General features: G+C 67.3%; 13 protein-coding genes and 1 other RNA gene. 3 read left to right on the plus strand and 11 right to left on the minus strand.

The annotated features are described in order from the left end of the window. Positions 1-16 precede the first annotated feature (16 nt). Both C0541_RS15705 and C0541_RS15710 read right to left on the minus strand, forming a co-directional pair. The gene (locus C0541_RS15705; RefSeq protein WP_115049745.1) at positions 17-2953 is read right to left on the minus strand and encodes a TonB-dependent receptor; all 2937 of its coding nucleotides are present in this window, start codon (positions 2951-2953) and stop codon (positions 17-19) included. Positions 2954-3094: 141 nt separating this feature from the next. After that, positions 3095-6565, minus strand: coding sequence for a glycosyl hydrolase 2 galactose-binding domain-containing protein (locus C0541_RS15710; RefSeq protein ID WP_115049747.1), 3471 nt, complete (start codon positions 6563-6565; stop codon positions 3095-3097). Positions 6566-6786: 221 nt separating this feature from the next. Between C0541_RS15710 and C0541_RS15715 the strand changes: the two genes are divergently transcribed. Further along, complete coding sequence (locus C0541_RS15715; RefSeq protein ID WP_115049749.1) at positions 6787-8751, plus strand: glycoside hydrolase family 97 protein; 1965 nt, start codon at positions 6787-6789, stop codon at positions 8749-8751. A 507-nt stretch (positions 8752-9258) separates the two neighbouring features. Continuing rightward, the gene (locus C0541_RS15720) at positions 9259-10530 is read left to right on the plus strand and encodes a neprosin family prolyl endopeptidase (protein WP_238601342.1); all 1272 of its coding nucleotides are present in this window, start codon (positions 9259-9261) and stop codon (positions 10528-10530) included. Positions 10531-10576: 46 nt separating this feature from the next. Here the strand turns inward: C0541_RS15720 and C0541_RS15725 are convergent, their stop codons facing one another. The 9 genes from C0541_RS15725 to cysD form a co-directional block, all read right to left on the minus strand. Next, a complete protein-coding gene (locus C0541_RS15725) occupies positions 10577-12088 on the minus strand; it encodes a carboxylesterase/lipase family protein (protein ID WP_115049752.1) in 1512 nt (503 codons plus the stop codon). After that, the gene (locus C0541_RS15730; protein WP_115049754.1) at positions 12088-13011 is read right to left on the minus strand and encodes a TrmH family RNA methyltransferase; all 924 of its coding nucleotides are present in this window, start codon (positions 13009-13011) and stop codon (positions 12088-12090) included. The genes C0541_RS15725 and C0541_RS15730 overlap by 1 nt, the downstream gene beginning before the upstream one ends. Positions 13012-13335: 324 nt before the next feature. Then, positions 13336-13878, minus strand: a complete 543-nt coding sequence (locus tag C0541_RS15735) for a GNAT family N-acetyltransferase (protein WP_115049756.1) — start codon at positions 13876-13878, stop codon at positions 13336-13338. Between the two features lie 17 nt (positions 13879-13895). Then, positions 13896-13972, minus strand: a non-coding RNA gene (locus C0541_RS15740) — sX9 sRNA. A gap of 114 nt (positions 13973-14086) precedes the next feature. Beyond that, entirely contained in the window at positions 14087-16762 is a 2676-nt protein-coding gene (locus C0541_RS15745; RefSeq protein WP_115049758.1) for a M1 family metallopeptidase, read from the minus strand. A gap of 303 nt (positions 16763-17065) precedes the next feature. Continuing rightward, entirely contained in the window at positions 17066-20191 is a 3126-nt protein-coding gene (locus tag C0541_RS15750; protein WP_115049760.1) for an efflux RND transporter permease subunit, read from the minus strand. Next, complete coding sequence (locus tag C0541_RS15755) at positions 20188-21261, minus strand: efflux RND transporter periplasmic adaptor subunit (protein ID WP_115049763.1); 1074 nt, start codon at positions 21259-21261, stop codon at positions 20188-20190. Before C0541_RS15755 ends, C0541_RS15750 begins: the two co-directional genes overlap by 4 nt. A gap of 119 nt (positions 21262-21380) precedes the next feature. Then, the gene (cysN, locus tag C0541_RS15760) at positions 21381-23357 is read right to left on the minus strand and encodes a sulfate adenylyltransferase subunit CysN (protein ID WP_115049764.1); all 1977 of its coding nucleotides are present in this window, start codon (positions 23355-23357) and stop codon (positions 21381-21383) included. Further along, positions 23357-24265 carry a sulfate adenylyltransferase subunit CysD gene (gene cysD / locus C0541_RS15765; RefSeq protein WP_115049767.1) on the minus strand — a complete coding sequence of 303 codons (909 nt, stop codon included), beginning with the start codon at positions 24263-24265 and terminating at the stop codon, positions 23357-23359. Before cysD ends, cysN begins: the two co-directional genes overlap by 1 nt. A gap of 180 nt (positions 24266-24445) precedes the next feature. On the opposite strand from cysD, the gene C0541_RS15770 reads away from it, so the two are divergent. Continuing rightward, positions 24446-26293, plus strand: coding sequence for an assimilatory sulfite reductase (NADPH) flavoprotein subunit (locus C0541_RS15770; RefSeq protein ID WP_115049769.1), 1848 nt, complete (start codon positions 24446-24448; stop codon positions 26291-26293). The last annotated feature ends 56 nt before the right edge of the window (positions 26294-26349 follow it).

The raw sequence follows: 26349 nt of genomic DNA on the forward strand, positions 1-26349 counted from the left end.
ACATCGGGACATCACATCAGAAGCGCAGACGCAAACCCGCGTAGTAACGACGCTCGAAGATGTTCTGGTCGTAGTAGTGATTGGTCCACTGCGCGTAACGCCGCTCGCTTTCACCGGTGAGGTTGGTGGCTTGGGCGTACAGCGTCAGGTGATCGTTGACGTCGTAGCTGAAGGAGGCATCCAGATAGCCGACATCGTCGTTCCAGATCGCCAGCTCGTCGCCCCAGGCACCGCTGTTGACCTGGCTGAACCGCTTGCTGCGCCAGTTGTAGGCCACACGCGCCTGCAACTTGTCCTTTTGATACCACAGCACCGCATTGGCCTGGTGCTTGGAGTTGTCGCCGATCGGAAGCGTGTTGCCTTCGATGTCGGTGTTGTCGGTGTCGGCGTCGGAGAAGGTGTAGTTGATGTTGGTACCGAAGCCGCTCAGCCACCCGGGCAGGAAATCGAAGGCCTGCTGATAGCCGATTTCAAAGCCCTTGATCTTGCCGCCACCGCCATTGACGATGCGCTCCACCGGCCCACCCAGACGCACCACGCCGTCGGCATCGGGTTGCGGCTCGATGTTGGTCACCGTGGTGGGGAACGACTTCACATCGATCAGGAACGCGCCCACGCTGACCAGCGACGCATCGGAGAAATACCATTCCCACGAGGCGTTGTAGTTGGTGGCGCGATACGGGTCCAGATCCGGGTTACCGGAGCGGCCATTGAGGAACAGCACCGCATCCGAGGGCAAGGCGGGGTTGCGCGGCGGCGTGCCGTTGACGGCGTAGAAGCTCACCAACCCGCGACCGAGATCGGGCAGGTCCTGGCGCGCCACCGCCTTGTTGTAGGCAAAGCGCAGCTTCTGCGCGTCGGTGATGTCCAGCGACAGGTTGGCGGTGGGCAGCACGTCGGTGTACTGACGGTTCAGGCGATTGGTGCCGATCGCCGGGCTGACGCCATTCCATTCGACGTTGCCGATGAACACGTTGCCGCTGCTCAGGTACTGATCGATCGCCAGCTTGGTCTGCACGATGCGCGCGCCGATGTTGGCCGTCCACGGCACCGCGCTGCCGGTGCCACCTTCCAGGTTCGCCAGGAAGTACGCCGCGGTGCTCTTTTCGGTGACCTTGTAGGAATCGGCGGCCTGCTGGTAGGCCACGTTGCCCGGGTACAGGCTGTTGAGGTAGCCCACCGGGTCCTTCATGACCTGCGGGTTGATCGCCGGCAGCCCCTGGCTGCCCAGGCCGGTGACCCTGAGCGGATCGAAGTCGTTGAAGTAGGCCCAGTAACCGGGGATCGAATTGAACGGCAGCAGGCGCGCCTCGGAGACACCGCTGCAGGTATCCACGATCAGCGGATCCTTGAAGTAGTACAGCGAGCGGTTCGGGTCGGTGCAGCTGGTGGACACCGGCGACAAGTAGCGATAGGTGTCCAGCTTGACCTCGCGCTCGCCATAGCGGATGCCGAACTGGAAGCCGCGCACCACGCCCTCGTCGAACTCGAAGGTACCGTCGGCGCGGAACGCGTCCATCGTCGCTTCGATCTTGTTGCCCTGCGCCCAGGTCGACATCAGCTGCCAGTTGTCCGGGTTGGACACGTCGGTACCGAGGTTGACTGCCGGATAGGTGCCGCGGAAATCCACTGAGGCATCCACCGTCGGCAGTCCGTTGGCATTGGCCCATTGCGTGACGCCGCCGGCGCGCGTGATCTGGTCGCCGCGTGTCACCACCGCATCGGCGCGCGCTTCGTCGTAGGTACGCTGCGCATCGCCATGCACCCAACGGAACGAGGCACGGAACGGACCGCCGTCGTCGAAGCGCAGCTCCAGGTTGGTGTTGAGCGAATCCGAATCGGCCACGCCGGCCATCGAATGCGCCTGGAAGCGGTTGTAGCGGAACTGGCCGTATTCCAGCACGCCATTGGAATCGACCACCGATCCGGGCTGCAACTGGTTGGTGGCCCAGCCGGTGTGCAGCTGTGCGGCCACCGAGGTGTCCTGGTCTTCGAGCTTGGTATAGGCCGCATCGGCCAGCACCGTCCACGAATCGTTGATGTTGAACTGGAACGAGCCGTTGACGCCGGTGCGCTGGCGGTCGGTGCTGCGGTTATCCAGCTCGGTGGCGACCCAGTTGTAGAAGTAGTCGCGTGGCAGGTTGGACGGATCGGTATTGCTGCCGATGCGGCCATCGCCGTTGAAATCGAAGCCCACGTTCTGCTCGGTGGATTTCTGCGCGCCGTTGGAATACACGCTGGGGTGCTTGTTTTCCAGCGTGGCATCGGAGTACGACACCGCCAGCAACGCGCCCCAGCGCTCGGTGCGGAAACTGGCCAGACCCGAGTACAGCTCGTTGAGTTCCTGCACGCGGTCGCCGTAGGAACCTTCGACCTGGCCGCTGAAGGTCCAGCCTTCGGGCAGGTCGAACGGGCGCCGTGTCTTCAGCGACACCGTGCCGCTGATGCCGCCATCCAGGTCCGCGGCGGTCGGCGACTTGATCACGTCCACGCCGCTGAACAGCGTCGGCGGAATGTCGACGAAGTCCGGCTGCGCACGTCCGATGTTGGGTTGGCCGAACTGATCGCCGCCACCGGCGCTCAGGTACAACTCGCCATTCATCGTGGTCTGCACCTGCGGCATGCCGCGGATATTGAGCTGCGAGCCCTCGCCGGCCGAGCGCCGGATCTGCACGCCGGGCACGCGCTGCAGCGAATCGGTGATGGTGACGTCGGGCAGCTTGCCGATGTCTTCTGCAGAGATCGAGTCGATGATCTGCGCGGCGGTGCGCTTGTTCTCGATGGCCTCGGCCTGCGCGCCGCGCACGCCCTTGACCATGACCTTGTCCAGCTCGGTGACGCCGGCCGTACTGCCGGCTTCCTGCGCTGCGGCAGTTGCCGCGACCAGTGTGAGTGCAGCCGCCAGCGCGGCGGCCAGCGGGGTGTGACGCGTACTGCGATGCAACTTGTTCATGGTCCCCTCCCAGGGATGACGACAATCCACGACCGTTTCGAATGGCATTGCAGGAACGGCAATGCGGTATTGGCTGACGCGCAATCGGCGCGGCAGTGCGAACGCCGTGCAGGGGCACGGCGTGGCAACTCGTCGGCGCCGTTACGGAAGTCCGTTGGCAACGCCTGTTGATGGCTCGACATTCCAGCCGCGCACCTGCAGCGTGGCGTTGCGCAGGCTCGCCGCGGACGGGCCACGGATCTCGACCTCGCGCTGCTCGCCCGGCACCAGGCTGAGATAGTTGTCGCTGTAGTAGGCCGGCAGGATGCGTTGGCCCTGCGCGTCCACCAGGGTCAGCTTGGTATTGAGCGCCACCTGCTGCGAGGCATTGCGCACGGTGGCGCGCAGCACCGGCTCGGCCCCCTCCTGCAGCTGCGTGCTGAGCTGCAACGGCACTGCCGCCAGCGTATCCAGGCCACGCATGGCCGCCGCATCGCGCGCCACCCAGTACAAATTGCGCGAACGCACGACCGCATCGCGATCGAGCAATTGCAGCCGCACAAACCCCAGCCCGTTGGTGTCCTTGAGCAACGGCGCCAGTTGCAGCACCGGTGCCGAGACCGCAACGGGCGCGGCGTCCACGGCCTGTTCGCGCTGCTGCAGCAATGCGCCATTGCTGCTGTAGACCTCTGCACGCACACGCAGGCCACGTACCGGGTCGCTGGCATTGTTGACCACCACCACCTCGTGGCCGGGCAGGTTCATCTGCACATGCAGCATCTCCGCCGCATTGCGCACGCCGTAGTAGGCCGCGTGGGTGTCGTAGTCGTGGCTGTAGATCTGCCACATGTTGCTGGGCCAGGCTGGATGGCTCATCCACAGCAGGCGCCCGCTGTTCTTGGTCCACAGCTGCGCGTTGAAGCCTTCGAAGATGGCGCGATGGGTGTCGTAGTTGAGCAACTGCGCCTTGCGCTCAAAATCTTCCAGGCTGGTGGGCGCACCCAGCTTGTCGGTGAGCGAACGCATGAAGCTGGCGGTGTCGCCGTTACCGGACTGGTGCCAGTCGTGATAGGCCCAGGCATCGCTGATCGGCCACTGGTCCTGCGCCGCCGGGACGGAGGCCTTGAACGACTCCAGGGTGGAGAAAGAGGGCGTGCCCACTTCCACCGAAAAGCCCTGTGCCAGGGCGTTGAAGTACCCCACCGGCTCGCGGTAGTTGTACGGGCCGCTGCCCTGCAGATTGACCTGGTTGGAACTGCCGGTGTACCAGCGCGTGCCATCGAGCTCGGCCACCAGCGCATCCAGCCCTTCGTTGAGGATGGGTGCGGGCACGCCCTCGTTGCGGCCGAACCACAGCACGATGGAGGGATGGTTGCGGAAGCGCTTGATCACCTCGGCGGCATTGTCCAGGAACAGCGCCGCATCGGCCGGTTCCATGTTGTAGTTCTGGGTGGACTGCCAGAAGTCGTTGAGCACCAGCATGCCGTATTCGTCGGCCAGCTCGAAGAAGCTGGCTTCGGTGTTCTGCCCCACCCAGTTGCGCACCACGTTGAAATGCGCATCGCGCTGCAGGCGGAAGTACGGCTCCAGCCGCTCGCGCGAGACACGCTTGCGCCAGTCGTCCATGCCCCAGTTGCCGCCCTTGACGGCAATGCGCACGCCATTGATGCGGATGGCCAGGTACGGCGCCAGCGCGTCATCGCTCAGCGGCGTGACTGCCGGCGATGCCTGCGCGCCGGGATAGAACGATTGCGCATCGCCGCCGGGCACGGGGCGGATCGCACTGTGGCGGGCATCGACGATGCGTTCGCCACGCTGACGTGCCTTGTTGAAATCCACCAGCACGCGGCGCAGCGCACCGTCCTGGTCGAACAGCGACAGCTCGTAGCCGACTTCGCGAATGCCGAAGCGCAGCTGCTGCGTGTCCGATGGCGTACCGGCCACCTCGACGCTGGCCTGCACGGTATATAACGCAGGCTCGCCATAACCGTTGGGCCACCACAGGCGCGGATTGGCGATCACCAGTTCCGGCGTATCGGCGGCGCTGAGCGTGAGCGTGGTACCACCGGCCGGCACGTTGACCTGCCGCTGGATGCGCACATCGCCGATGGCCAGTTGCAGGGTGCCCTGCACCCCCGCGGCACTGTCGTTGCGCAATGGCACGCTGATTTCAAGCTCGGCACGCCGGTGATCCGTGGCCAGCCGCGTCGTCACCACCCGGGTGTCGCCGAGCGCCAGCGGCCCGGTGGCGTGCAACTGCACGTCCTGCCACAGCCCGGCGTTGCGATCGCGCACCGCCGGAATCCAGTCCCAGCCTTCGCTGGCGATGAAGGTCGGCCCGTCCAGTGCCTGCACACCGCCGTTCTCGCCCACGCCCGCGGTCATCGACTGCTCGTGCGCGATGCCCGGATGCGGCGGCGGCGAGACGCGCACGGCAATGATGTTGCGGCCAGCCTTGAGCTGCTTGCTGACATCGAAGCGGCCGCGTGCGAACGCACCGCGCGTACGCCCGACCTGGGTGCCGTTGACCCAGACCTCGCCCGCGTAGTTGATGCCGTTGAACAGCAGTTCCAGCCGCTTGCCCTGCGCTGCAGCGGGCAGATCGAAACGGCTGCGGTACCACCAGTCCTGCCGGCTCAGCGATTCGGGAATGGCCATGTTGTTGAGACCGATATCCGGGTCCGGATACACGCCCCGATCGACCAGCGTGGTGAGCACGGTGCCCGGTACGGTGGCCACGCGCCAGGCCGCAGCGCCGCCGCTGTCATCACCGCGCGACAGGCTGGCGCCGGTGGCCTGCCCAAGCTCCGGCGCCGCAGCCAGTTCCCACGCGCCGACCCGCCATGCCGCTGCATCCAGCGGCTGCAACGCGGGCGTCGGCTGTACCGGCTTGGCGACCGGCGCAGAGAAGGCCGCCGCGCTGCGCGGCAGCGTTGCGGGCGGCTGCGGTGCGACCTGGCCAGCCATCTGCCTGACCTGGACCTGCCAGGCCGGCGAGGCGTCTTCGAAACGCTGCAAGGCCGGGTCCGGCGCCTTGGCCGCAAGCTGCGCGATGGCCGGCGCATCCAGTGCAGCGGAGTGCGCAAGGAAACCGGCGATCTCGCCACCGAAGTGCTGCGTATAGACGGCGGGCTGCTCGCGTGGACCGAACATCAGCACGGGCGCGACCGCGCCCTGGCGGACCGCACCGCTGGCGACCTGGCGGCCATTGGCGTACAGCGCCAACCGCCCGCCCTGCGCCACCGCAGCCACCTGCGTCCAGGCCCCCGCAGGCAGCGCCTGCTTGCTGCGCAGCACGGTATCGGCACCCTGCACGAAGGCGAGCCGGCCGTTGTCGATCGCGAAATAACGCCCGGCCGACTTCGGATCGCCCATCCCGGCGATCAATGCCGGGCCGGCAGTCGCACGCGAGGGACGCACCCAGCCGGACATGCTCCAGTCTGCGTCGGCAGCCAGCCATGGCGCATCGGCGGCAAGCTTCTTTGCCAGCCCCATCCCGCCCGCCAGCACGCGGACATCGTATGGACCGGGCGACTGCACATCGGCGGGCGCAGCCTCCACTGCAGCCCAGGCCATGCAACCACACAACACCCACAGCGCTCCACGGCGGAACGCCTTGCGAACCAATAGCATTAGAGGCCTCTCCCAAGCTCTACTGCCAAGCAACGGTGCACACCGCGGCGACGCAACCGCCAAAGCAACCGATCGTCGCCTTGCCGTTTGCATCTCCCGTGATGCCGCCCGTGGCTGCCGCCCCTGTTTCAGCGGCCATGGTGCGAGGTAACGTTACCCCAAGGTGGATATCGACGACAACCGTTCTGCGTTAGGGTTGGCGCTCCCAGGAGGAGGGACTCATGCGAAACCTGATCCAGTCGGCATTACCGGCGGCGTGCATGCTGCTGTCTTCGATCGCGCTACCTGCAGCTGCGCAGCGTTTGCAGGTGCAATCGCCGGACGCACGTACGCAGGTGGAATTCACCCTGCGCGAGGGTGGCGTGCCAAGCTATCGCGTGCTGTATCGCAACAATGTCGTGCTCGACGACGCGCCGCTCGGACTGGACCTGGGCCGCGCCAACATCCTCGGCAAGGCGATGACGCTGCAGGGCAGCACGACCGAGACGCATGACGGCCGGTTCGACTTGGCCGTGGGCAAGACGCGTCAGGCGCGCGATCACTACCGCCAGTTGCGCGTGCAGTTGTCAGACCCCAGACAGCGACGCCTGACGGTGGAATTGCGTGCCTACGACGACGGCGTTGCGCTGCGCTACGTGCTGCCCGACGCCGGTGAGGTGCGGATTCGCAATGAGCTCACCGGCTTCGCCTTTCCCAGCGATTACCCATGCTGGACCTTGAACCTGGGGCGCTTTGGAACCAGCCACGAGGGCGAATACGATGCGATCGCCGCATCCAGATTGCGCCCGCACCATCTGCTGGAACTGCCGCTGGTCTGCCAGACCGATGCCGGCGGCACCACGCTGGCGATTGCCGAGGCCAACCTGCGCGATTATGCCGGCCTGTATCTCACCGGCCGCGAGGATGGCAGCCTGGGCGTCGCGGCGAAATTATCGCCACGCCTGGACGACCCCACGCTGGCGGTCAGCGTCGATGCCAACGGCCAGGATTTCGCCACGCCCTGGCGGGTGATCATGCTGGGCGACAGCCCGGCCAGCCTGATCGAATCCAACCTGATTTCTGCGCTCAACCCGCCGCCTGCCTTCGATGCGAGCTGGGTGCGCGCGGGCAAATCGGCATGGGACTGGTGGTCGGGCAGTCTGGCCAGCGGGGTGGCCACTCCGGGCATGAATACCGCCACGATCCAGCGCTACATCGACCACGCACAGCAGTTGAAGCTGCAATACATGCTGATCGATGACGGCTGGTATGTCGGCAGCACCGGCGACGGCCAATACAACGCAGACGCCGATATCCGCCGGCCGGTGGCGCAACTGGATCTACCGGGATTGGTCAGCTATGCACGCAAGCGCGATGTCGGCCTGTGGCTGTGGGCGCATTGGCGCGCGCTCGATGCGCACATGGACGAAGCGCTCGCCTGGTATCAGCAGCTCGGCATCAAGGGCATCAAGGTCGACTTCATGGACCGCGACGATCAGCAGATGGTGGATTTCTATCACCGCCTGCTGGCCAAGGCCGCCGAACACAAGCTGCTGGTGGACCTGCATGGCGCCTATCACCCGACCGGCCTGACCCGCACCTACCCCAATTACCTTACCCAGGAAGGCGTGCTCGGTGCCGAATACAACAAGTGGACCACGCGCATCACCGCCACCCACAACCTCACGCTGCCGTTTACGCGCATGTTGCTCGGCCCGATGGACTACACCCCGGGCGGCTTCCGCAATGTGCGCCCGGCCGAGTTCAAGATGCAACACATCGCGCCGCAGGTGATGACCACGCGCGCGCAGCAACTGGCGATGTATGTGGTCTACGAAAGCCCGTTCGCAGTGGTCGCCGACAGCCCGGAACAATACGAAAACGTGCCGGCCGCGCAGTTCCTGCGCGATGTGCCGGCAAGCTGGGACCAGACGCGCGCACTCGATGGCGCCATCGGCGAGCACATCGCATTGGCGCGGCGCAGCGGCAAGGACTGGTACGTGGGCGCGATGACCAACGAGCAGGCCCGCACGCTGACGGTGCCGTTGGCGTTCCTTGGCAAGGGCCGCTGGACCGCCACCATCTATGCCGATGGCCAGGCTCCGACGGACGTGCGGATCGACACGCGCCAGCTCACCTCCGCCGACAGCTTGCAGCTGCCATTGGCCGCAAACGGCGGTGCCGCCGTGCGGCTGCAGAAAAAGTAAGAACAGCCATGCTGATCGTGGAGTGATCGTGCACACCTTTGCGCAACGGCACACGCCGTACGCCAGGGTGTGCATGACCATCGACACGGCATCCGCTTAGCGCATGGCGCTTGCCGTGTGCCTGGTGTCACGCAATGCGTCCCTGCCGATCGATTTCTTCTTTTGGCGGTTAGGATGCGCACGCCTTCAACGCAGGCACGCGCCACCGAACGCGCTTCGGAACGCCACTGCGGACTGCAGGCGCTGTCCTGCATGGTGCGCCGCGTGCAGGCAGTCTCTTTCCGGCGCCAGGGGAAAAACCACATGACCTTCCGTTCTTATCGGCCGATGGCGATCGGCCGCGCCGTTGCTGCGCTCTGCGTTTGTGCACTGGCTCCAGCCGCTGGTGCCGCCACGCTGCTGCCGCCCCCGATCTCGGCAGCGAGCGACCACAGCATCGACATATTGATGCCACCGCTGCTGCGGACACCTGCCACGGCAAGCGTCGCACCCATCAAGCGCGATTCATTGCGCACATCCGTATCGGCATCGCACGCATTTCCGCAGGTCACGCGCGACTTCAAGCAGTTTCTGGATACGCAGGCGCAGCTCAGTTACGCCGCGCGTGGCGCCATGGCCAAGGTCGGCAACCCCGTCGCCTTTGCCGAAATGCAGCGCTATCTGTTCAACCGTTACAACGGCTTGACGGTGCTGCGCAGCGTGCAACAGGACGGCAAGGTGTTCGACTGCATTCCGCGTGAGCAGCAGCCGGCGTTGCGCGATGGCAGCGCGCCGGCGGCACCGCCCACCCTCCCAAGTAGTACGACGGTCATGCCGATCGATGCGGTGCAGCGCTGCGACGCCGGCAGCGTGCCGCTCGAACGCATCGGGCTGGCCGAGATGAGCAGGCACGCGGATCTTCACGGCTTCCTGCGTGGCACCACTCCGCGCGCGCGCGCGCCGATGCAGGCGGATGCCGCCCCGGCCGCGGCATCGATGACGCATTTCCACTCCCTCGTTTATCTGGACACTGCTGGCAGATCGGTCACAGGCGCAGGCGCCGATCTCAACCTGTGGGCGCCCGCATTACGCTCCGCCGACGAGACGCAAACCATCAGCCAGATATGGATCGCCGGTGAAGGCGCAGGCAAGCAGACGCAGACCCTTGAAGTGGGCTGGCAGATCCAGCCAGCCGCGGGCTGGGGCAACAAGCCGATCATTTTCATTTATTCCACCCAGGACGGGTACGTCAAGACGGGTTGCCATAATCTGGATTGCAGCGATTTCGTGCAGACCAGCACGCGTGCAGTCCTGGGCGCTCAGCCGGTTGCCGGATTCAGCACGGCAGGCGGCAAGCAGACCATGCTGGGCGTGGAATTCCAGAGGAATACCGACGGCAACTGGTGGCTGCGCCTGGATGGCGAGTGGATCGGCTACTACAAGGCGGCGCTGTATTCGGGCGATCTCGCCAACGGACGCGTGGCGTACGTGAGCGCAGGTGGCGAAGTCTCGACCGACAGCGGGATAGCGAGCCCGCGCATGGGCAGTGGTCAATTTGCATCAGCGGGCTATCGCCAGGCCGCGTTCCAGGCCAACCACTTCTACCGCGATGCGGCAACGGCCACCCATCCCGTGCAGCGCCTGTCGTCACTGAGCGTGAAGCAGCCTGCCTGCTACACGTTGGCGATGGCCGGTTACAGCTATCCGTATGCACTGGACGCAGGCGTCACCCGCACCAGCTTGTCGCCGGAAATGCAAAACGGCGGCTTCTACTTCGGCGGGCCGGGCTGCGCACGCTGAGTTGAATGGAGTCAATCGCGCGTACCGTGTCGGTACGCGCGATCGATCACGGCAGGTCCACGCCTGCGCACACGGCCGGGCGTGCATCCTTGAGCGGGCGCACGCCACTGCCGTCGAACTGCAATGCCGCATGCCCGGGGGCGAACGCAGGCCAGGCCGGCAGGCCCTTGGCATTCGGATTGCCATGCTGCACGAACGCGGCCCAGTAGCGTTGCAGGCTCACCGGCGGCTGGCCGATCGGCAGGTCCTTGAACAGGAACGGCAGCTCGGCGCTGTGCGTCACCTGCCCGCCCGGGGCGGCGGTATCGAACACGTAATGCCACACCGGCACGCCGAGTGCAGCCTGATGCTGGGCGACGGTCACCGCCGGGCAGCGGAAGGTCAGGTCGGTGGACAGCTGCATCGCCGCATCGCCCTGACGCGCGGCACGCAGCGCGGCCTGCGTGCGCTGCGCCTGCAGCACCGCATCGGCCTGCGCCGGATAGTCGCGGCGCAACCGCGCCTGCGCGCCCTGTTTGCCGCCGTACTCCAGCTCCTGCACCACGTAGCCGATCAACAGCGGCACCTTGGCCTGTGCACCCTCGGCCAGCAACGCGGCCGGCGCACGTGGCAGCACGCGCCCATCGACCACGGCCTGCAGCCAGATGTAGCCATCGTCATCCAGTGCCGGCACGTCGACGCCCTGCCCGGCCTTGATCACCTGCTCCACCGGCAACGCGCGCAACTGCTCCAGGCGTGTCGCAGCATCGTCGATGCCTGCGCGCCTGGCGATTTCCACACCCAGCGCGCGATTGTCCTCCAGCGAACGCGCCGGCAAACCGAAGCCGGCGGTGCCGCTCTGCTCGATCGCCGCCGAGAACAGCCCGCGTGCCAGCGGGCTGAGCATCAGCAAGCCCACGTCCTGGCCGCCGGCCGACTGCCCGGCGATGGTCACCCGCGCAGGATCGCCACCAAACTGCGCGATGTTGTCGCGCACCCACTGCAGTGCGGCGATCTGATCGAGCAAGGCGTAGTTGCCGGCGGCTTGGTTGTCGCCATCGCGCAGCTCCGGCAGCGACAGGAAGCCGAGCGCGCCGAGCCGGTACTGCAGCGTCACCACCAGCATGCCCTGCGCGGCCAGGTTGGTCGGCAGGTGGCCATCGGCGCCGCCGGCCACATTGGCGCCGCCATGAATCCACACGAACACCGGCAGCGGCTTGGCCGGCTGCAGCGCTGGCGTCTGCACCTCGACGTACAGACAGTCTTCGCTGCCGCGCCTGGCCATCGCATTGTTCCAGCCCAGCGCCGGTTGCACGCAGGGGGTGGCGGCCTGGGTGGCATCGCGCACCTCCGACCAGGCCGCAGCCGGTTGCGGCGGCTGCCAGCGCAACGCGCCCAGCGGCGGGGCAGCAAACGGAATCGCGCGAAACACCGCACTGCCGTCGTCCTGCCACTGCCCGCGCACCACACCGTGATCGGTGCGCACCTGAGGCGGTGCGGCAGGCGTGGACGCGGCTTCAGCATGCGCGCCAGCGCTCGCTGCGCAGGCAGCGGCAAGCAGCCAGGCAGACAGGCGCATCACGGCGTTCCGCCCAGTGCACGGGCACGCCAGGCGGCCTGGAACACCGCGGTGGCCGAGGCCACGTTGAGGCTTTCGACCTTGCCGCTGCCGCGGATCGACAACTGCAGGTCGCAATCGCGCGCGAACTGGCGGTCCATGCCCTCGCTCTCGGCGCCCATCACATACACCAGCCGCTGCGGCAGCGCAGCGGCGAACACGTCCTGGCCGCCTTCCACCAGCGTGGCGGCCACCGCAAAACCGGCCTGGCGCAGCTGCGCCATCGCCGTTGCCGTCTCGGGCAGCTGCACCAGCGGCACCGCTTCGGCGCCACCTTCGGCCACGCGCGCGGCTGCACCGGACAGCCCCAGCGTGGCGCCGGCAGGCAGCAACAGGCCGGCCACCCCGAAGTGCGCGGACGAACGCAAAATCGCGCCGAAGTTGTGCGGGTTGCCCACCCCATCCAGCCACAGTGCCAGCACCGGCCCGGCCGGCAACGCGGCCAGCCAGTCCTGCAACGGCTGCGGGGCGACGCGCAGCACATCGGCCACCACGCCTTCGTGGTGCGTGCTGGCGGCGAGCTTGCTGAGATCGGCCTCCTCGACCACGCGGTAGCCGATGCGCTGGGCCACGCACCAGGCCAGCAAGGCCTTGAACTGCGGGATGCGCGCCTGGCTCAGATACAACTTGCGCACCGCCTGCGGGCGCGCCTTGAAGACGGCCTGCACGGCATTGATGCCATACAGCCGCAGTTCGCGCGCATTGCCGCCGGACGACGAAACCGCGGACTGCGGGGCAGCAGGCGTGTAAGCCGTTGGCGCCTGCTGTGCCGGCGGGCGCGCTGCCGGTGTACGCGGCGCGGCGCGGCCCCAGGGATTGTGCGAGGCGCCGGAACTGCCGCCATCGCGCGGCGGGCGCGAACCCCGTCCATCATGCTGTGTCATCGTCGTATCCAAGGTTCGTGTTGCTTGCCGGGTCTGCAGGGACCGTCTCGCCCCTTTCCGCCACCAGCGGTGTTCGTCATCCTGCACGCCGGCATCGCCGGCGGTGCAGACGCATTGGCGACGATGGTAAGCCACTGGCGCAACGAGCCGTACACGAGACAGCCGACGCGCGTCCTTCGGGGCCCTGCAGCCCACAGGACTCAGTTTGACGTTGACGCCATGCGGGACACGCGGGATCGGCGCCGATGCCGGTGATGGATCTGCGTCAACCCGCAGCGCGCAGACGCGCCTGGCCAACGCGTTCGCCAACGCACATGGCCGGGATCAGTGCAGATCGGCCGGCAACTCCACCCGCGCGAACACGCGCAGATCGTGCAATCCATCCGGCTTCATGACCGCGCAGCGGCTGACGCCTTCTTCGACAAAGCCGTTGCGCAGCAGCACCCTGGCCGATGCTGGATTGGTGTCGAGCACGGTGGCCTGGACGCGATGGAGCGGCAGGGCCTGCATCGCCCAGGCCACATAAGTGGCCACGATGCGCGTCATCCAGCCACGGCCCCAGTACACGCTGCCGATCCAGTAGCCCAGCTCGGCCGAAAAGCGCCGCTCGCCCTGCCCTGGACGCACCGCGATCGTGCCGCAGGCCTGGCCGTCGATCTCGATGGCCAGCACCGGGTGTTGCAGGTCGACCACGCGTCCGGCCAGGAACGCCTCGCCGTCGGCGCGCGTATACGGATGCGGAAAGCGCTCACTCAACCCACGCGGCACCAGCGGGTCGTTGGCGTGCTGCAGCAAGGCACCCAGGTCGTCCTGGCGCCAGCGGCGCAGCACGAAGCCATCTCCGTGCAGCATCAATGAGTCGCCCATCGCTTCGTCCCTGCAGCGGCTGACAAAACGTAACGGGCAGTCGCCAGCTGGATACGGAAGGCGCGCCCGAAACCGGAGTGTATACCTGGCACATGCCGATTCCGGGCACCGCTGCGCGCCTGGCGATGAGCGCAGGCGTTTCGTTTCCCGCTCCGGGTGCGCAGCATCGACGCCGCCGATACTGCGCACCCCGGCCGCACGCGGCGACTCAGCGCCTGGCGGTCTGCGCCTGCTTGAGCGCGGCGCACAGGCGGATGGTCTCGCCGGTCTGGGCCAGGCCACGGTCGGCACCGCTGAGCGTGGCCAGGCGCGGCTTGAAGAACGCCTCCAGGCGGTCGGCTTCTTCCACGCTGCAGCCACCGGACGCACCCAGCGCCGGCAACCCGCCGCCATCGAACGAGCCGCTGCGCTGCACGATGCGGTCGAAGTTGGCGGTGAACCACGGCCACATCGAATCGTGCGAGGTCTGGTAACTATGACCGCGCATCAGCAGGCTCTTCATCTCGCCCACCTTGATCGCATCGGTCAGCGCGAAATCACGCACCTGGGTGAGCAGCGCCGGGTCCTGCAGCGTGCCCAGGGCGGCGATCATGGCGTTGCGCTGCGCCGGGTCGGCATGCGTGCGCAATGCATCGATCAGGCTCTGCACCGCCGGTGCGCCGCGGTCCTGCGCGGTCACTGCCAGTGCGGTGCCGAGCAGATCCGGATTGGCCTTGGAGAAGTCCAGTGCGCCGTTGCCGCCGGCCAGTACCGCATCGCCCTGGGCCAATAGCGCCTTGCGCACCTCTGCGTTTTGCAGGCGCAGCGCGAACAGGCCGGCCAGCTCCGAGCGCAGCGTGGTGTCGTCGATCGATTCGCCGCTGCGCCGCGTGTAACCCAGCTGGCGCAGACGCGGCAGATAGGCCTGTTCGGCGGCCTTGCGCAGTGCGCCGCGCTGGGCCTCGCTGGTGGCCTGGTAGCGCCAGATCCACACGAAGCGATCCACCAGCGCAGTCGACACATCGGACGATGCAGACGGTGCCAGCTGCTTGATCGCCATCAGCACCGCGTCGCTGTCGGCATCGCCATGGCGGTAGGCCGCATCGATCGCATCGGCATAGGCTAGCTGTTCGTTGTCGTCGAGCTGGCCGACCTGCTTGCCAAGTTCAGCCAGCTGCTTCTTGGGCAGGCTGAAACGGTAGTAGCCGGCGCCACGCGCGTTCGGGAACACCCAGGTGTTCTTGCCGGCGCCGTCCAGCACGATGCTGCCGCTGGCGCCGTCGAGCATCTGGCAGGCGGTGCCGACCTGGTCCTTGCCCTTGCCGTACTTGATGCACACCGGCACGCCCCATTGCTGCGCGGCCGAGCCGGTGGAGCCCAACGGCAGGTAGCGCTGCTGCTGCAGCCTGACCACGGTCTTGCCGCCTTCGCTGGCCAGCTGGGTCTGCAGGTACGGCACGCCCGGCTGATTGAGGAAGCTGCGGAATGCGGCCTTGAACTCTTCGCCCTTGCCGGCGGCGGCGGCGATCGCATCGACCAGATCGTCGGCGGTCGCGTTGCCGAACTTATGCTTGGCGATGTAGGCGCGCATGCCTTCGCGGAACACATCTTCGCCGACGAAGGCTTCGAACATCGCCAGCACCGCCGCACCCTTCTGGTAGGTGATGCCGTCGAAGGCGGTTTCGATATCGCCGTTGCCGGTGATCGGCTGGCGGATCTTGCGCGCGCTGACCAGGCTGTCGTTGTCCATCGCATGCTGGGCACCGGTGATGCGGTCCAGGTTGGCGCGGTATTCCGGGTGCAGCTGCATGGTGATCTTCTGCTGCATCCAGGTGGCGAACGCTTCGTTCAACCACAGGTCGTCCCACCATTCCATGGTGACCGCATCGCCGGTCCACTGGTGGGCCAGCTCATGGGCATTGGTATTGAAGGAGCGCTGCACGTTCTCGGCCGGCGAGTCCTTGTCCAGCAGCAGCAGCCAGTCGCGGAAGGTGACGAACCCGGGGTTTTCCATCGCACCGGCGCTGAAGTCCGGGGCGGCGACCAGATCGAGCTTGTCGAACGGATACCCGAAGGCGTAATAGTCCTCCAGCGCGGCGATGATCGCCGGGGTCTGGTCCAGCGCCGGAGTGATGCGCGGGCCCTGGCCCTTGGCGGCGATGCCGCGCAACGGGGTCGGGCTGGGGCGCTGCGGGGTGGCCGGCATGGCCGGCACGTCCACCACGTCCCACGGGCCGGCGGCATAGGCGACCAGGTAGGTCGGCAGCGGCACGGTCGGGGCGAAGCTCACCGTCTTCCAGCCCTTGCCGGCCGGCTTGGTCGAGGTGGCGATGGTGTTGGCCAGCGCCTGGTCTTCGCTGGGCACGGTCAGGCTGAGGTCGAACGGGGTCTTGAACGCCGGCTCGTCGAACCCGGGGAACGCATAGCGCGCGCTGATCGGCTCCATCTGCGTCATCGCATAGGCCTGGCCCTGGTACTTCACCTGGTACAGGCCCTGCAGTTGCTGGTTGAGCGGAGCGCTGTAGACGATGTCCACGGTAAGGGTCTGCGGCTGCAGCGTGCGGCCGAAATCCAGGCGCACCACGCCGGTCTGCGCATCGGCTTGCACGTAGCGTGCGGTCAGCGCCTTGCCCTTCGCCGGCTGGACCGTGGCCTTGCTGACCTTCAATTCCTTGCCGTGCAGCCAGAGATGATCGGAGGCCTGCTTGAGCTGCACGCGGATGCTGGTGCGGCCGCTGAACTCGGCCTGGTCCGGGTCGATCTTGAATGCCAGGCTGTAGCGCTCGGGCACCGCCCAGGTGGGCAGGCGGCCATTGGGAACCGGCTCGCCGGAGGACTGCGCCAGCGTGGTGCCGCAGCACAGCGCAAGGAGGGAGGGAGCAAGCAGGCAGGCAAGACGACGCATTGGCGATTCCGGTCAGGATAACCGCAGAAGTCGACCATAGCCGGGCATGACTGTCATGTGACCTTAGTCACTGCGCGACCGATGCGGCAGGCGCACAGACGCGCCGCCCGCAAGGGCAACCGGCTGCACTACGTCTTCGCCTCGACGATGCAGGCCTGGCGCTGCCGCGCTCGATGGACGCGGCCTGCGCTCCGATGCTTGCGTCCTGTCTGCGATGCAGGCGCATGCACGCGGCCGATGCCGCAGCATCCCGGCATCGTCGGCAGCCGGCAGCCGGCAGCAGCGCACCGCTGCCGGTCTCCGTCAGGCGTGCCCACCCACCGACGGCGTCTGCGCCTCCAGGGTTTCCAGTTCGCGTGCCACCGCTTCGGGCGACTTGGTGAAGGGCGCGATCAGGCTGTAGAACGCCGGCACCACATACAGCGAGAGCAAGGTGGACAGCGACACGCCGAAGATCACCACCACGCCGATCGTGGCACGGCTGGCCGAGCCAGGCCCGCCGGCCACCACCAGCGGAATCGCACCGACCACGGTGGCGATCGAGGTCATCAGGATCGGACGCAGACGCACCGATGCCGATTCCACGATCGCCGCATGCACGCTGCGGCCTTCATCGCGCAACTGATTGGCGAACTCCACGATCAGGATGCCGTTCTTGGCCGCCAGCCCCACCAGCATCACGATGCCGATCTGGCTGAACAGGTTGAGCGTGCCGCCGGTGAGCCACAGGCCAACCAGCGCACCCAGCACCGCCAGCGGCACGGTGAGCATGATCACCAGCGGATGGGCGAAGCTCTCGAACTGCGCGGCCAGCACCAGGTACACCACCAGCAGGGCCATGCCGAAGGTCAGCAGCACCGCGCTGCCGGACTGCTGGTACTCGCGCGACTCGCCCTTCCAGTCCACCTGCGCGTAGTCGGGCAGTTCCTCGCGCGCGGTCTGCTGCGCCCAGGCAATGGCCTCGCCGAGCGGGTAGCCCGGCGCCAGGCCGGCACTGATGGTGATCGCACGCAGGCGGTTGAAGCGATTCAGGGTGCCGGCCTCGGCCACTTCGCTGAGCGTGACCAGGTTGGACAGCGGAATCAGCTCGCCACGGGTGGAACGCACGCGGATGGCGGTGAGGTCTTCCGGCGCCATGCGGCCCTCGCGCCCGGCCTGCAGCATCACGTCGTACTCCTCGCCGTTGTCCACGAACGTGGTGACGCGGCGCGAACCCATCATCGCCTCCAGCGCGCCACCGATCGCAGTGACCGGCACGCCCAGGTCGGCCGCACGCAGGCGGTCGATGTTCACGCGCATCTGCGGGCGGGTTTCCTTGTAGTCCGAGTCCGGGCCGACCAGGCCGGGATTGGCTTCCATGCGCTGCAGGATGCGGTCGCGCCACTGCGCGATCTCCGCGTAATCCGGCCCGCCCAGCACCAGCTGGAACGGCTGGCCGCGGCTGCGCACCAGGCCGCCGCTCAGCTGCGTGCGTGCGCGCACGCCGCTGAGCACATTGAGTTTCTGCTGCAGTTCGTCGGCCACCTCGGTGGTCGGGCGCGAGCGCTTTTCCCAGTCCTGCAAAAATACGCTGACCCGGCCGGTATGCATCTCCTCGCTGCTGCCGAAGCCGCCGGGCACGCGCGGGTTGGCGCGCACGATGGGCTTGTCCGGGCCCACGTAGGGGCCGAGGATCGCCTCGACCTGATGCATCTGCCCCACGGTGTAATCGAAGCCGGCGCCCTCGGGCCCGTCGATCATGATCTGGAAATTGCCGCGATCCTCGGCCGGCGCCAGCTCGGAGGGAATCCGGCCCATCAACCACGCGCTGGCCCCCAGCGCCAGCAGCATCAGCAGCGCGAAGATCCAGGTGCGATGCACATGCCGCTCCAGCGAGCGCCCGTACGCCCCGGACACCGCCTGCATGCGGCCATCGAACCAGCGATGGAAGCGATTGGGCCTGGACTGCCCGTGCGAGCGCAACAGCTTGGACGACATCATCGGCGTCAGCGTCAGCGCCACGAAGGCCGAGATCGCCACCGCCGCCGCCAATGCCACCGCCAGCTCGCGGAACAGGCGCCCGGTATTGCCTTCCAGAAAGCCCACCGGCAGGAACACCGCCACCAGCACCGCGGTGGTGGCGATCACCGCGAAGGCAACCTGCCCGGTTCCGCGCCTGGCGGCCACCAGTGGCGGCTCGCCCAGGTCGATGCGGCGCTGGATGTTTTCCACCACCACGATCGCATCGTCCACCACCAGGCCGATACACAGCACCAGCGCCAGCAAGGTCAGCAGGTTGATCGAAAAATCGAACGCGTACAGCGCGATGAACGCGGCGATCAGACACACCGGCACCGTCACCGCCGGAATCAGCGCCGCGCGTGCGCTGCCCAGGAACACCCAGATCACTACCAGCACCAGCACCACCGCTTCGACCAGCGTGTGGTACACGCGCTCCACCGCCGCGTCGATAAACGTCGTGGTGTCGAAGGCGACGAAGATGTTGGTGCCCTGCGGCAGCGACTTCTGCACCTCGGCGGCCTGCGCGCGCGCATCGCGTGCCACGTCCAGCGCGTTGGCGGTGGAGTTGCGCACGATGCCCAGGCCCACATTGGGCACGCCGTTGCTCTGGAAGTAGGCACGGCGCTCGGCCGAGGTCAGCTCGACCCTGGCCACGTCGCCCAGGCGCACCACATAGCCGCCCTCGCCCTTGCTGAGCGGCAGCTTGGCAAAGTCCTCGGGCTTGAGATAGCTGCGCTCCACGCGCAGGGTGAAATCGCGCTGCGCCGATTCGATGCTGCCGGCCGGCAGCTCCACGTTCTCGTTCTGCAGCGCCGCTTCCACATCGGCCACGGTGAGTTCGCGCGCGGCCAGTTGATCGCGGTCCAGCCAGATCCGCATCGCATAGCGCTGGCGCCCGCCGATACGCACCTGTGCCACGCCGTCCAGGCTCGAGAAGCGGTCCACCACATAGCGCTCGGCGTAGTCGGACAGCTGCAGCGTGTCCATCGTGCTGGAGCTCATGTTGAGCCACAGGATGGGGTCGGCGTCGGCCTCGACCTTGGAAATCTCCGGCGGGCGCGCCTGGTCGGGCATGCGGTCGGAGACGCGGCTGACCGCATCGCGTACGTCGTTGGCGGCCGCTTCCACATCGCGCGACTGCACGAATTCAATACTGATATCGGACGAGCCATTGCGGCTGCGCGCCTCGATGGTCTCGATGCCTTCGATACCGGCCAGTGCGTCTTCCAGCACCTGGGTGATGCGGCTTTCCACCACCGCCGCCGACGCGCCGGTGTATTCCACATCCACCGACACGATCGGCGGGTCGATCGCCGGCAACTCGCGCAGGGTGAGCCGGGTGAACGACATCACCCCCAGCACGATCAGCAACAGGCTCATCACCACCGCCATCACCGGGCGGGTAATGGACAGGTCGGAGAGTTTCATCGGGCTGCCTGCGGGCGCGCCGCTGCAGGCACGGGCGCGGCCTGATCGACCACCTTCAGGCCCGGACGCAGCTTGCCGGTGCCGTCCACCACGATGCGCTCACCGGCCTTGACACCGTCGAGGATTTCCACCTTGCCGTCGCGGCGCTCGCCCAGGCGCACGTCGGCGCGCTCCACGCTGCTGTCGGGCTTGACCCGGAACACGTAGGACTCGCGGCCCACCTGCACCACCGCGATCTCCGGGATCACCACCGCCTGCCGCGCCGGCTGGAACAGCCGGACATCCAGCAACATGCCCGGGCGCAGCCGGCGATCGCCGTTGGGGAAGTCCGCCCGCACCGTCACCGAGCGGGTGGTCTCGTCGATACGCGAATCGATCGCCGCCACCACGCCTTCGAACTGCTCACCCGGATACGCCGCCGCGGTGCCGTTGACGGTATTGCCGAGCTGCACCAGGCCGAACTGCGATTCCGGCACCTGGAAGTCCACGTACATGCGCGCCACATCGTCCAGCGTGGCGATCACCGTGCTGGAGGTGATCAACGAGCCCGGGCTGATCTGGCGGATGCCGAGCACGCCGGAAAACGGCGCGCGCACCTCGCGGTCGGTGATCTCCGCGCGCATCTGCTGCACGCGCGCCTGCGCCGCATCGCGCAGCGCGCGTTGCGTATCGACGGTGGACTTGGCCACCAGTTGCTGGCCAACCAGGCTCAACTGCCGCCGGTACAGCTGGTCGGTCTCCTCGAAGGTGGCCTGGGCAGCCGTCAGTGCCGCCTGCTGCGAGTTGCCGCGCAGCCGCAGCAGCAGCTGCCCGGCCTTGACCTCGTCGCCACTGTCGAAGTTGACCTGCTCCACCACATCGCTCACCGCCGCGGTCAGCGCCACCGATTCGCGCGCGCGCACGGTGGCGATCGACTGCACGGTCGAGTTCCAGGGCTGGGTGGTCACCGCCTGCACCGAGACCGGGATGGGTTTGGTGGCGGCCGGCGCGGCGGCCTGACGGCTGCAACCGGCCAGCGCGACGGCCAACAAGAGCGCTGCGCCGAAACGCGCGCTGGGTCGAACAAGCATCAGAACATCCTGGCAGGGTACGTCGAAAGTTTAACGACCTAGCCGCCATGGAGTTGACAGAAAGGGCGTGCTTTGCACCATGACCAAAGACCCTTGCTGTCGTCGGCGCGATGCGCTGGTCAGCGTTCCAGCTCGAGGAACTCGAGCACATGACGCGCCAGCGCCTCCACGTTCTCACCATCGGCGTGAAGATGGATCTCCGGCGCCTGCGGTGCCTCGTAGGGCGAATCGATGCCGGTGAAATTGGGGATCTGCCCGGCCCGCGCCTTGCGGTACAGCCCCTTCACATCGCGCGCCTCGGCGACCGCGAGCGGCACGTCCACGAACACTTCGACGAATTCCCCGTCGTCGAAGCGCTCGCGCGCCAGTTGCCGCTCGGCACGGAACGGCGAGATGAAGCTCACCAGCACGATCAGGCCGGCATCGGCCATCAGCCGCGCCACCTCGGCCACGCGACGGATGTTTTCCACCCGGTCCTCGTCGGTGAAACCCAGGTCGCGATTGAGCCCGTGGCGCACGTTGTCGCCGTCCAGGATGAAGGTGTGGTAGCCCAGCGCATGCAGCCGCTTGTCGACCAGGTTGGCGACCGTGGATTTGCCCGCGCCCGACAAGCCGGTGAACCACAGCACGCGCGCGCGCTGGCCCTTGATGCGCGCGCGTGCGGCGCGATCCACATCCAGATGCTGCCAGTGCACATTGCCGGCGCGGCGCAGCGCGAACTCCAGCGTACCGGCGGCCACGGTGGCATTGCTCTGCCGGTCGATCAGGATGAAGCCGCCCAGCACGCGGTTGCGCGCGTACGGCGAGAACGCGATCGGCTCGTCCAGCGCCAGATTGCAGTAGCCCACCTCATTGAGCTCCAGCCGCTTGGCGGCCAGCCGCTCCTGCGTATTCACATCGACCTTGTGCTTGATCTCGCTGATGCTCACGGTGACCGTGCGGGTGCCGATCTTGAGCCAGTACGGGCGCCCCGGCAGCAAGGCGGCATCGTCCATCCACAGCAGATGCGCGGCGAACTGGTCGGCCACTTCCGGCGGGTCGTCGACGGCGGCGATGATGTCGCCACGGCTGATGTCGATTTCCTCGCGCAAGGTCAGCGTGACCGCCTGACCGGCGCGTGCGCCGTCCACCTCGCCGTTGGCATCCAGCACCGAGGCCACCTGCGTGCGGCGCCCGGACGGCACCACCACCACGGCATCGCCCACGCGTACCTGCCCGGCCGCGATGGTGCCGGCGTAGCCACGGAAGTGCTGGTGCGGACGATTGACCCACTGCACCGGCAGCCGGAATCCGCTGCCGGCTTCCGGTGTCTCCACTTGCACGGTTTCAAGATGCTGCAACAGATGCGGGCCGGCATACCACGGCATCCGCATCGAGGCGCTGGACAGATTTTCGCCCTCCAGTGCCGACAGCGGAATGCACTGCACATCGGCAATGCCCAGCTGCGCGGCCAGCGCGCGATAGCCCTCGGCGATCTCGGCGAAGACCTGCGCGTCGTAGTCCACCAGGTCCATCTTGTTGACGGCCAGCACCACATGGCGAATGCCCAGCAGCGACACGATGTAACTGTGCCGGCGCGTCTGCGCCAGCAGTCCCTTGCGCGCATCCACCAGCACCACCGCCACATCGGCAGTGGATGCGCCGGTGGCCATGTTGCGCGTGTACTGCTCGTGCCCGGGGCAATCGGCGACGATGAACTTGCGCCGGTCGGTATCGAAATAGCGGTACGCCACATCGATGGTGATGCCCTGCTCGCGCTCGGCGGCCAACCCGTCCATCAACAACGCGTAGTCGATGCCCTCCCCTTGCGTGCCATGCCGCCGGCTATCGCTTTCCAGTGCGGCAAGCTGATCGTCGAACAGGCGCTTGCTGTCGTACAGCAGGCGCCCGATCAGCGTGCTCTTGCCATCGTCCACGCTGCCGCAGGTGATGAAGCGCAGCAGCGGCTTGGATTCGTGCTGGTGCAGGTAGGCGCCGATGGCGCCGGGATTGGGGATTCGGGATTTGGGATTGGCAAGGGCAGCTGCTTCCTCCGTTCCGTCCACGGTGAACCGCTGTTGCGAATCCCCAATCCCGAATCCCGATTCCCTGCCCATCAAAAATACCCCTCAAGCTTCTTCTGCTCCATCGACGCACCGGGCGCATGGTCGATCATGCGGCCCTGGCGTTCGGAGCTGGTGCTGACCAGCATTTCGGCGATCACCGCTTCCAGCGTGTCTGCGGTCGATGCGATCGCGCCGGTCAGCGGATAGCAGCCCAGCGTACGGAAACGCACCGAGCGCAGCTGCGGCGTCTCGCCGTCGTGCAGCGGCAGGCGGTCGTCGTCGACCATGATCCAGGCGCCGTCGCGCTCCACCACCGGGCGCGGCGCGGCGAAGTACAGCGGCACCACCGGGATCGCCTCGCGGTAGATGTACAGCCAGATATCCAGCTCGGTCCAGTTGGACAGCGGGAACACGCGCACGCTTTCGCCGGGTTTGGTGCGCGCGTTGTACAGATTCCACAATTCCGGGCGCTGGTTCTTGGGGTCCCAGCGATGGCGCGCATTGCGGAACGAGAACACGCGCTCCTTGGCGCGCGATTTCTCCTCGTCGCGGCGCGCCCCGCCGATCGCCGCATCGAAACCGCCCTGCTCCAGCGCCTGCTTCAGGCCCTGGGTCTTCATGATGTCGGTATGCACCGCCGCACCGTGGCTGATCGGGCCGACGTCCTGGGCGATGCCGTCGGGGTTGATGTGCACGCGCAGGTCCACGCCGGTCTCGGCCGCACGGCGGTCGCGGAAGGCGATCATCTCGCCGAACTTCCAGCGCGTGTCCACATGCAGCAACGGAATCGGTGGCGGCGACGGTGCGAAGGCCTTGAGCAGCAGGTGCAGCAGCACCGAGCTGTCCTTGCCCACCGAATACAGCATCACCGGGGCCCGGAATTCGGCGGCGACCTCGCGCAGGATGTGGATGCTTTCGGCCTCGAGCCGATCCAGGTGTGACAGGGGCAACAGGGTCATCGGGGTGTCGTGGGCGTCGGCGGGGCAGACCAGCCGATGGTAGGGCAAGGCGTCGCAGTGTGTAGCGCAGGCCGCCCGCACCCAAATAAGCGGCCGGCATAACGCGATAACGGCTCATCCTTTCTGGCCGCGGCAACGCATCCCTAACATCGCCGGTCTCATCAACCGCCCTGGATCCGAATGACCGCCGCCAGTTCCGCGCTACCGCCCAGCCCCTTGCCCGACGAGCGCAAGGCGCTGCTGGACCGGTTGGTCGACGGCCTGGATGCCGCGTCGCTGTGGTGGCTGTCCGGCTACACCGCCGGCCTGGCCCAGGGCCAGCCACCGCGCTCGCTGGCGGTGCTGCCGGGCGGCCAGCCGCACGCGCCGGCGCAGGAGAGCCAGCGCCTGACCGTGCTGTACGGCAGCCAGACCGGCAATGCCCGCCGCGAAGCCGAGCAGCTGGCGAGCGAGGCCGAGGCCGCCGGCCTGAGCGTGCGCCTGCTGCGCGCCGACCAGTACCCCACCCGTGAGCTGGCCAGCGAACGGCTGCTCTACGTGGTCATCAGCACCCAGGGCGAAGGCGACCCGCCGGACGATGCGATCGGGCTGGTGGAGTTCCTGGCCAGCCGCCGCGCGCCCAAGCTGCCCGAGCTCAAGTACGCAGTGCTGGGCCTGGGCGACTCCAGTTACGCGGAATTCTGCGGCATCGCCCGCCGTATCGACGACCGCCTGGCCGAACTCGGCGGCAGCCGCGTGCAGCCGCGCGGCGAAGCCGACCTGGACATCGACAGCGTCGCTGCACCGTGGCGCGCGCAAGCGCTCAGGCACGCGCGCGAACAGCTCAAAAGCGGCCCGCCCTCGGCCACCATCACGCCGTTGCGCAGCGGTGCGGCCGCGCCGGTGTGGTCGCATCAGCACCCCTTCGCTGCCGAAGTACTGGCCAACCAGGTCGTCAGCGGGCGCGACTTCAAGGGCCCGCAGTTCCGCGTGTACGCCTTGCCGAGCAAGCGCGTGCGCCATCTGGAATTGTCGCTGGAAGGCAGCGGGCTGGCCTACGAGCCCGGCGATGCGCTGGGCGTCCGTCATCGCAATCCGCCCGCGCTGGTGGATGCGGTGCTGCAGACGCTGCGCCTGGACAGTCATGCCGCGGTCACCGTCGGCGAAGAGACCCTGGCCCTGCACGAGTGGCTGGCCACCCGGCGCGAACTGACCAAGTTGTCGCGGCCGCTGCTGGCCGCACATGCCGAGCGTGCGGGCGCCGACGAGCTGCAGGCGCTGCTCACCCCGACCCAGACCGCCGGCCTGGCGTCGTTGCTTGCCGATCACCAGCTGATCGACGTGCTGCGACGCTGGCCGGCGGATTGGGACCATGCCGGCCTGCTGGCCGCCCTGCGTCCGCTCACCCCGCGCCTGTACTCGATCGCCTCCAGCCGCAAGCGCGTGGGCGAGGAAGTGCATCTGGTGGTGGACGAGCTCACCTACCAGGCGCACGGACATGCGCACCTGGGCTCGGCCAGCGGCTTTCTTGCCGCGCTGCGCGAAGGCGACACCGCGCCGGTCTACATCGAGCCGAACGCGCGCTTCCGGGTGCCGGCCGATACCGATCGCGACATCCTGATGATCGGCCCGGGCACCGGCGTGGCGCCGTTCCGCGGCTTCGTGCAGGAGCGCGCCGAAACCGGCGCCAAGGGCCGCAACTGGCTGTTCTTCGGCGCCCAGCATTTCAATACCGATTTCCTCTATCAGGCCGAATGGCAGCAGGCCTTGCAACGCGGCGAACTGCACGCGCTGGACCTGGCGTTCTCGCGCGACCAGGCCGAAAAGATCTACGTGCAGCATCGCCTGCGCGCGCGCGGCGCCGAGGTCTATGCCTGGCTGCAGGACGGCGCGCACCTGTACGTCTGCGGTGCCATCGGCATGGGCAAGGACGTGCACGCCGCCCTGCTCGACATCGTCGCCACCCACGGCGCCCTGGATGCGGAAGCCGCCGCGGCATATCTCACCCAGCTGCAGGTGGAGGGGCGGTATGCGCGCGATGTCTATTAGTGCCGGGATTGGGGAGTTGGGATTGGGGATTCGTAACGGCGGGCTCCGTGGGTCTG

The sequence above is a fragment of the Xanthomonas arboricola genome, from assembly GCF_003353015.1.
GTDB classification, from domain to species: Bacteria; Pseudomonadota; Gammaproteobacteria; order Xanthomonadales; family Xanthomonadaceae; genus Xanthomonas; species Xanthomonas arboricola_E.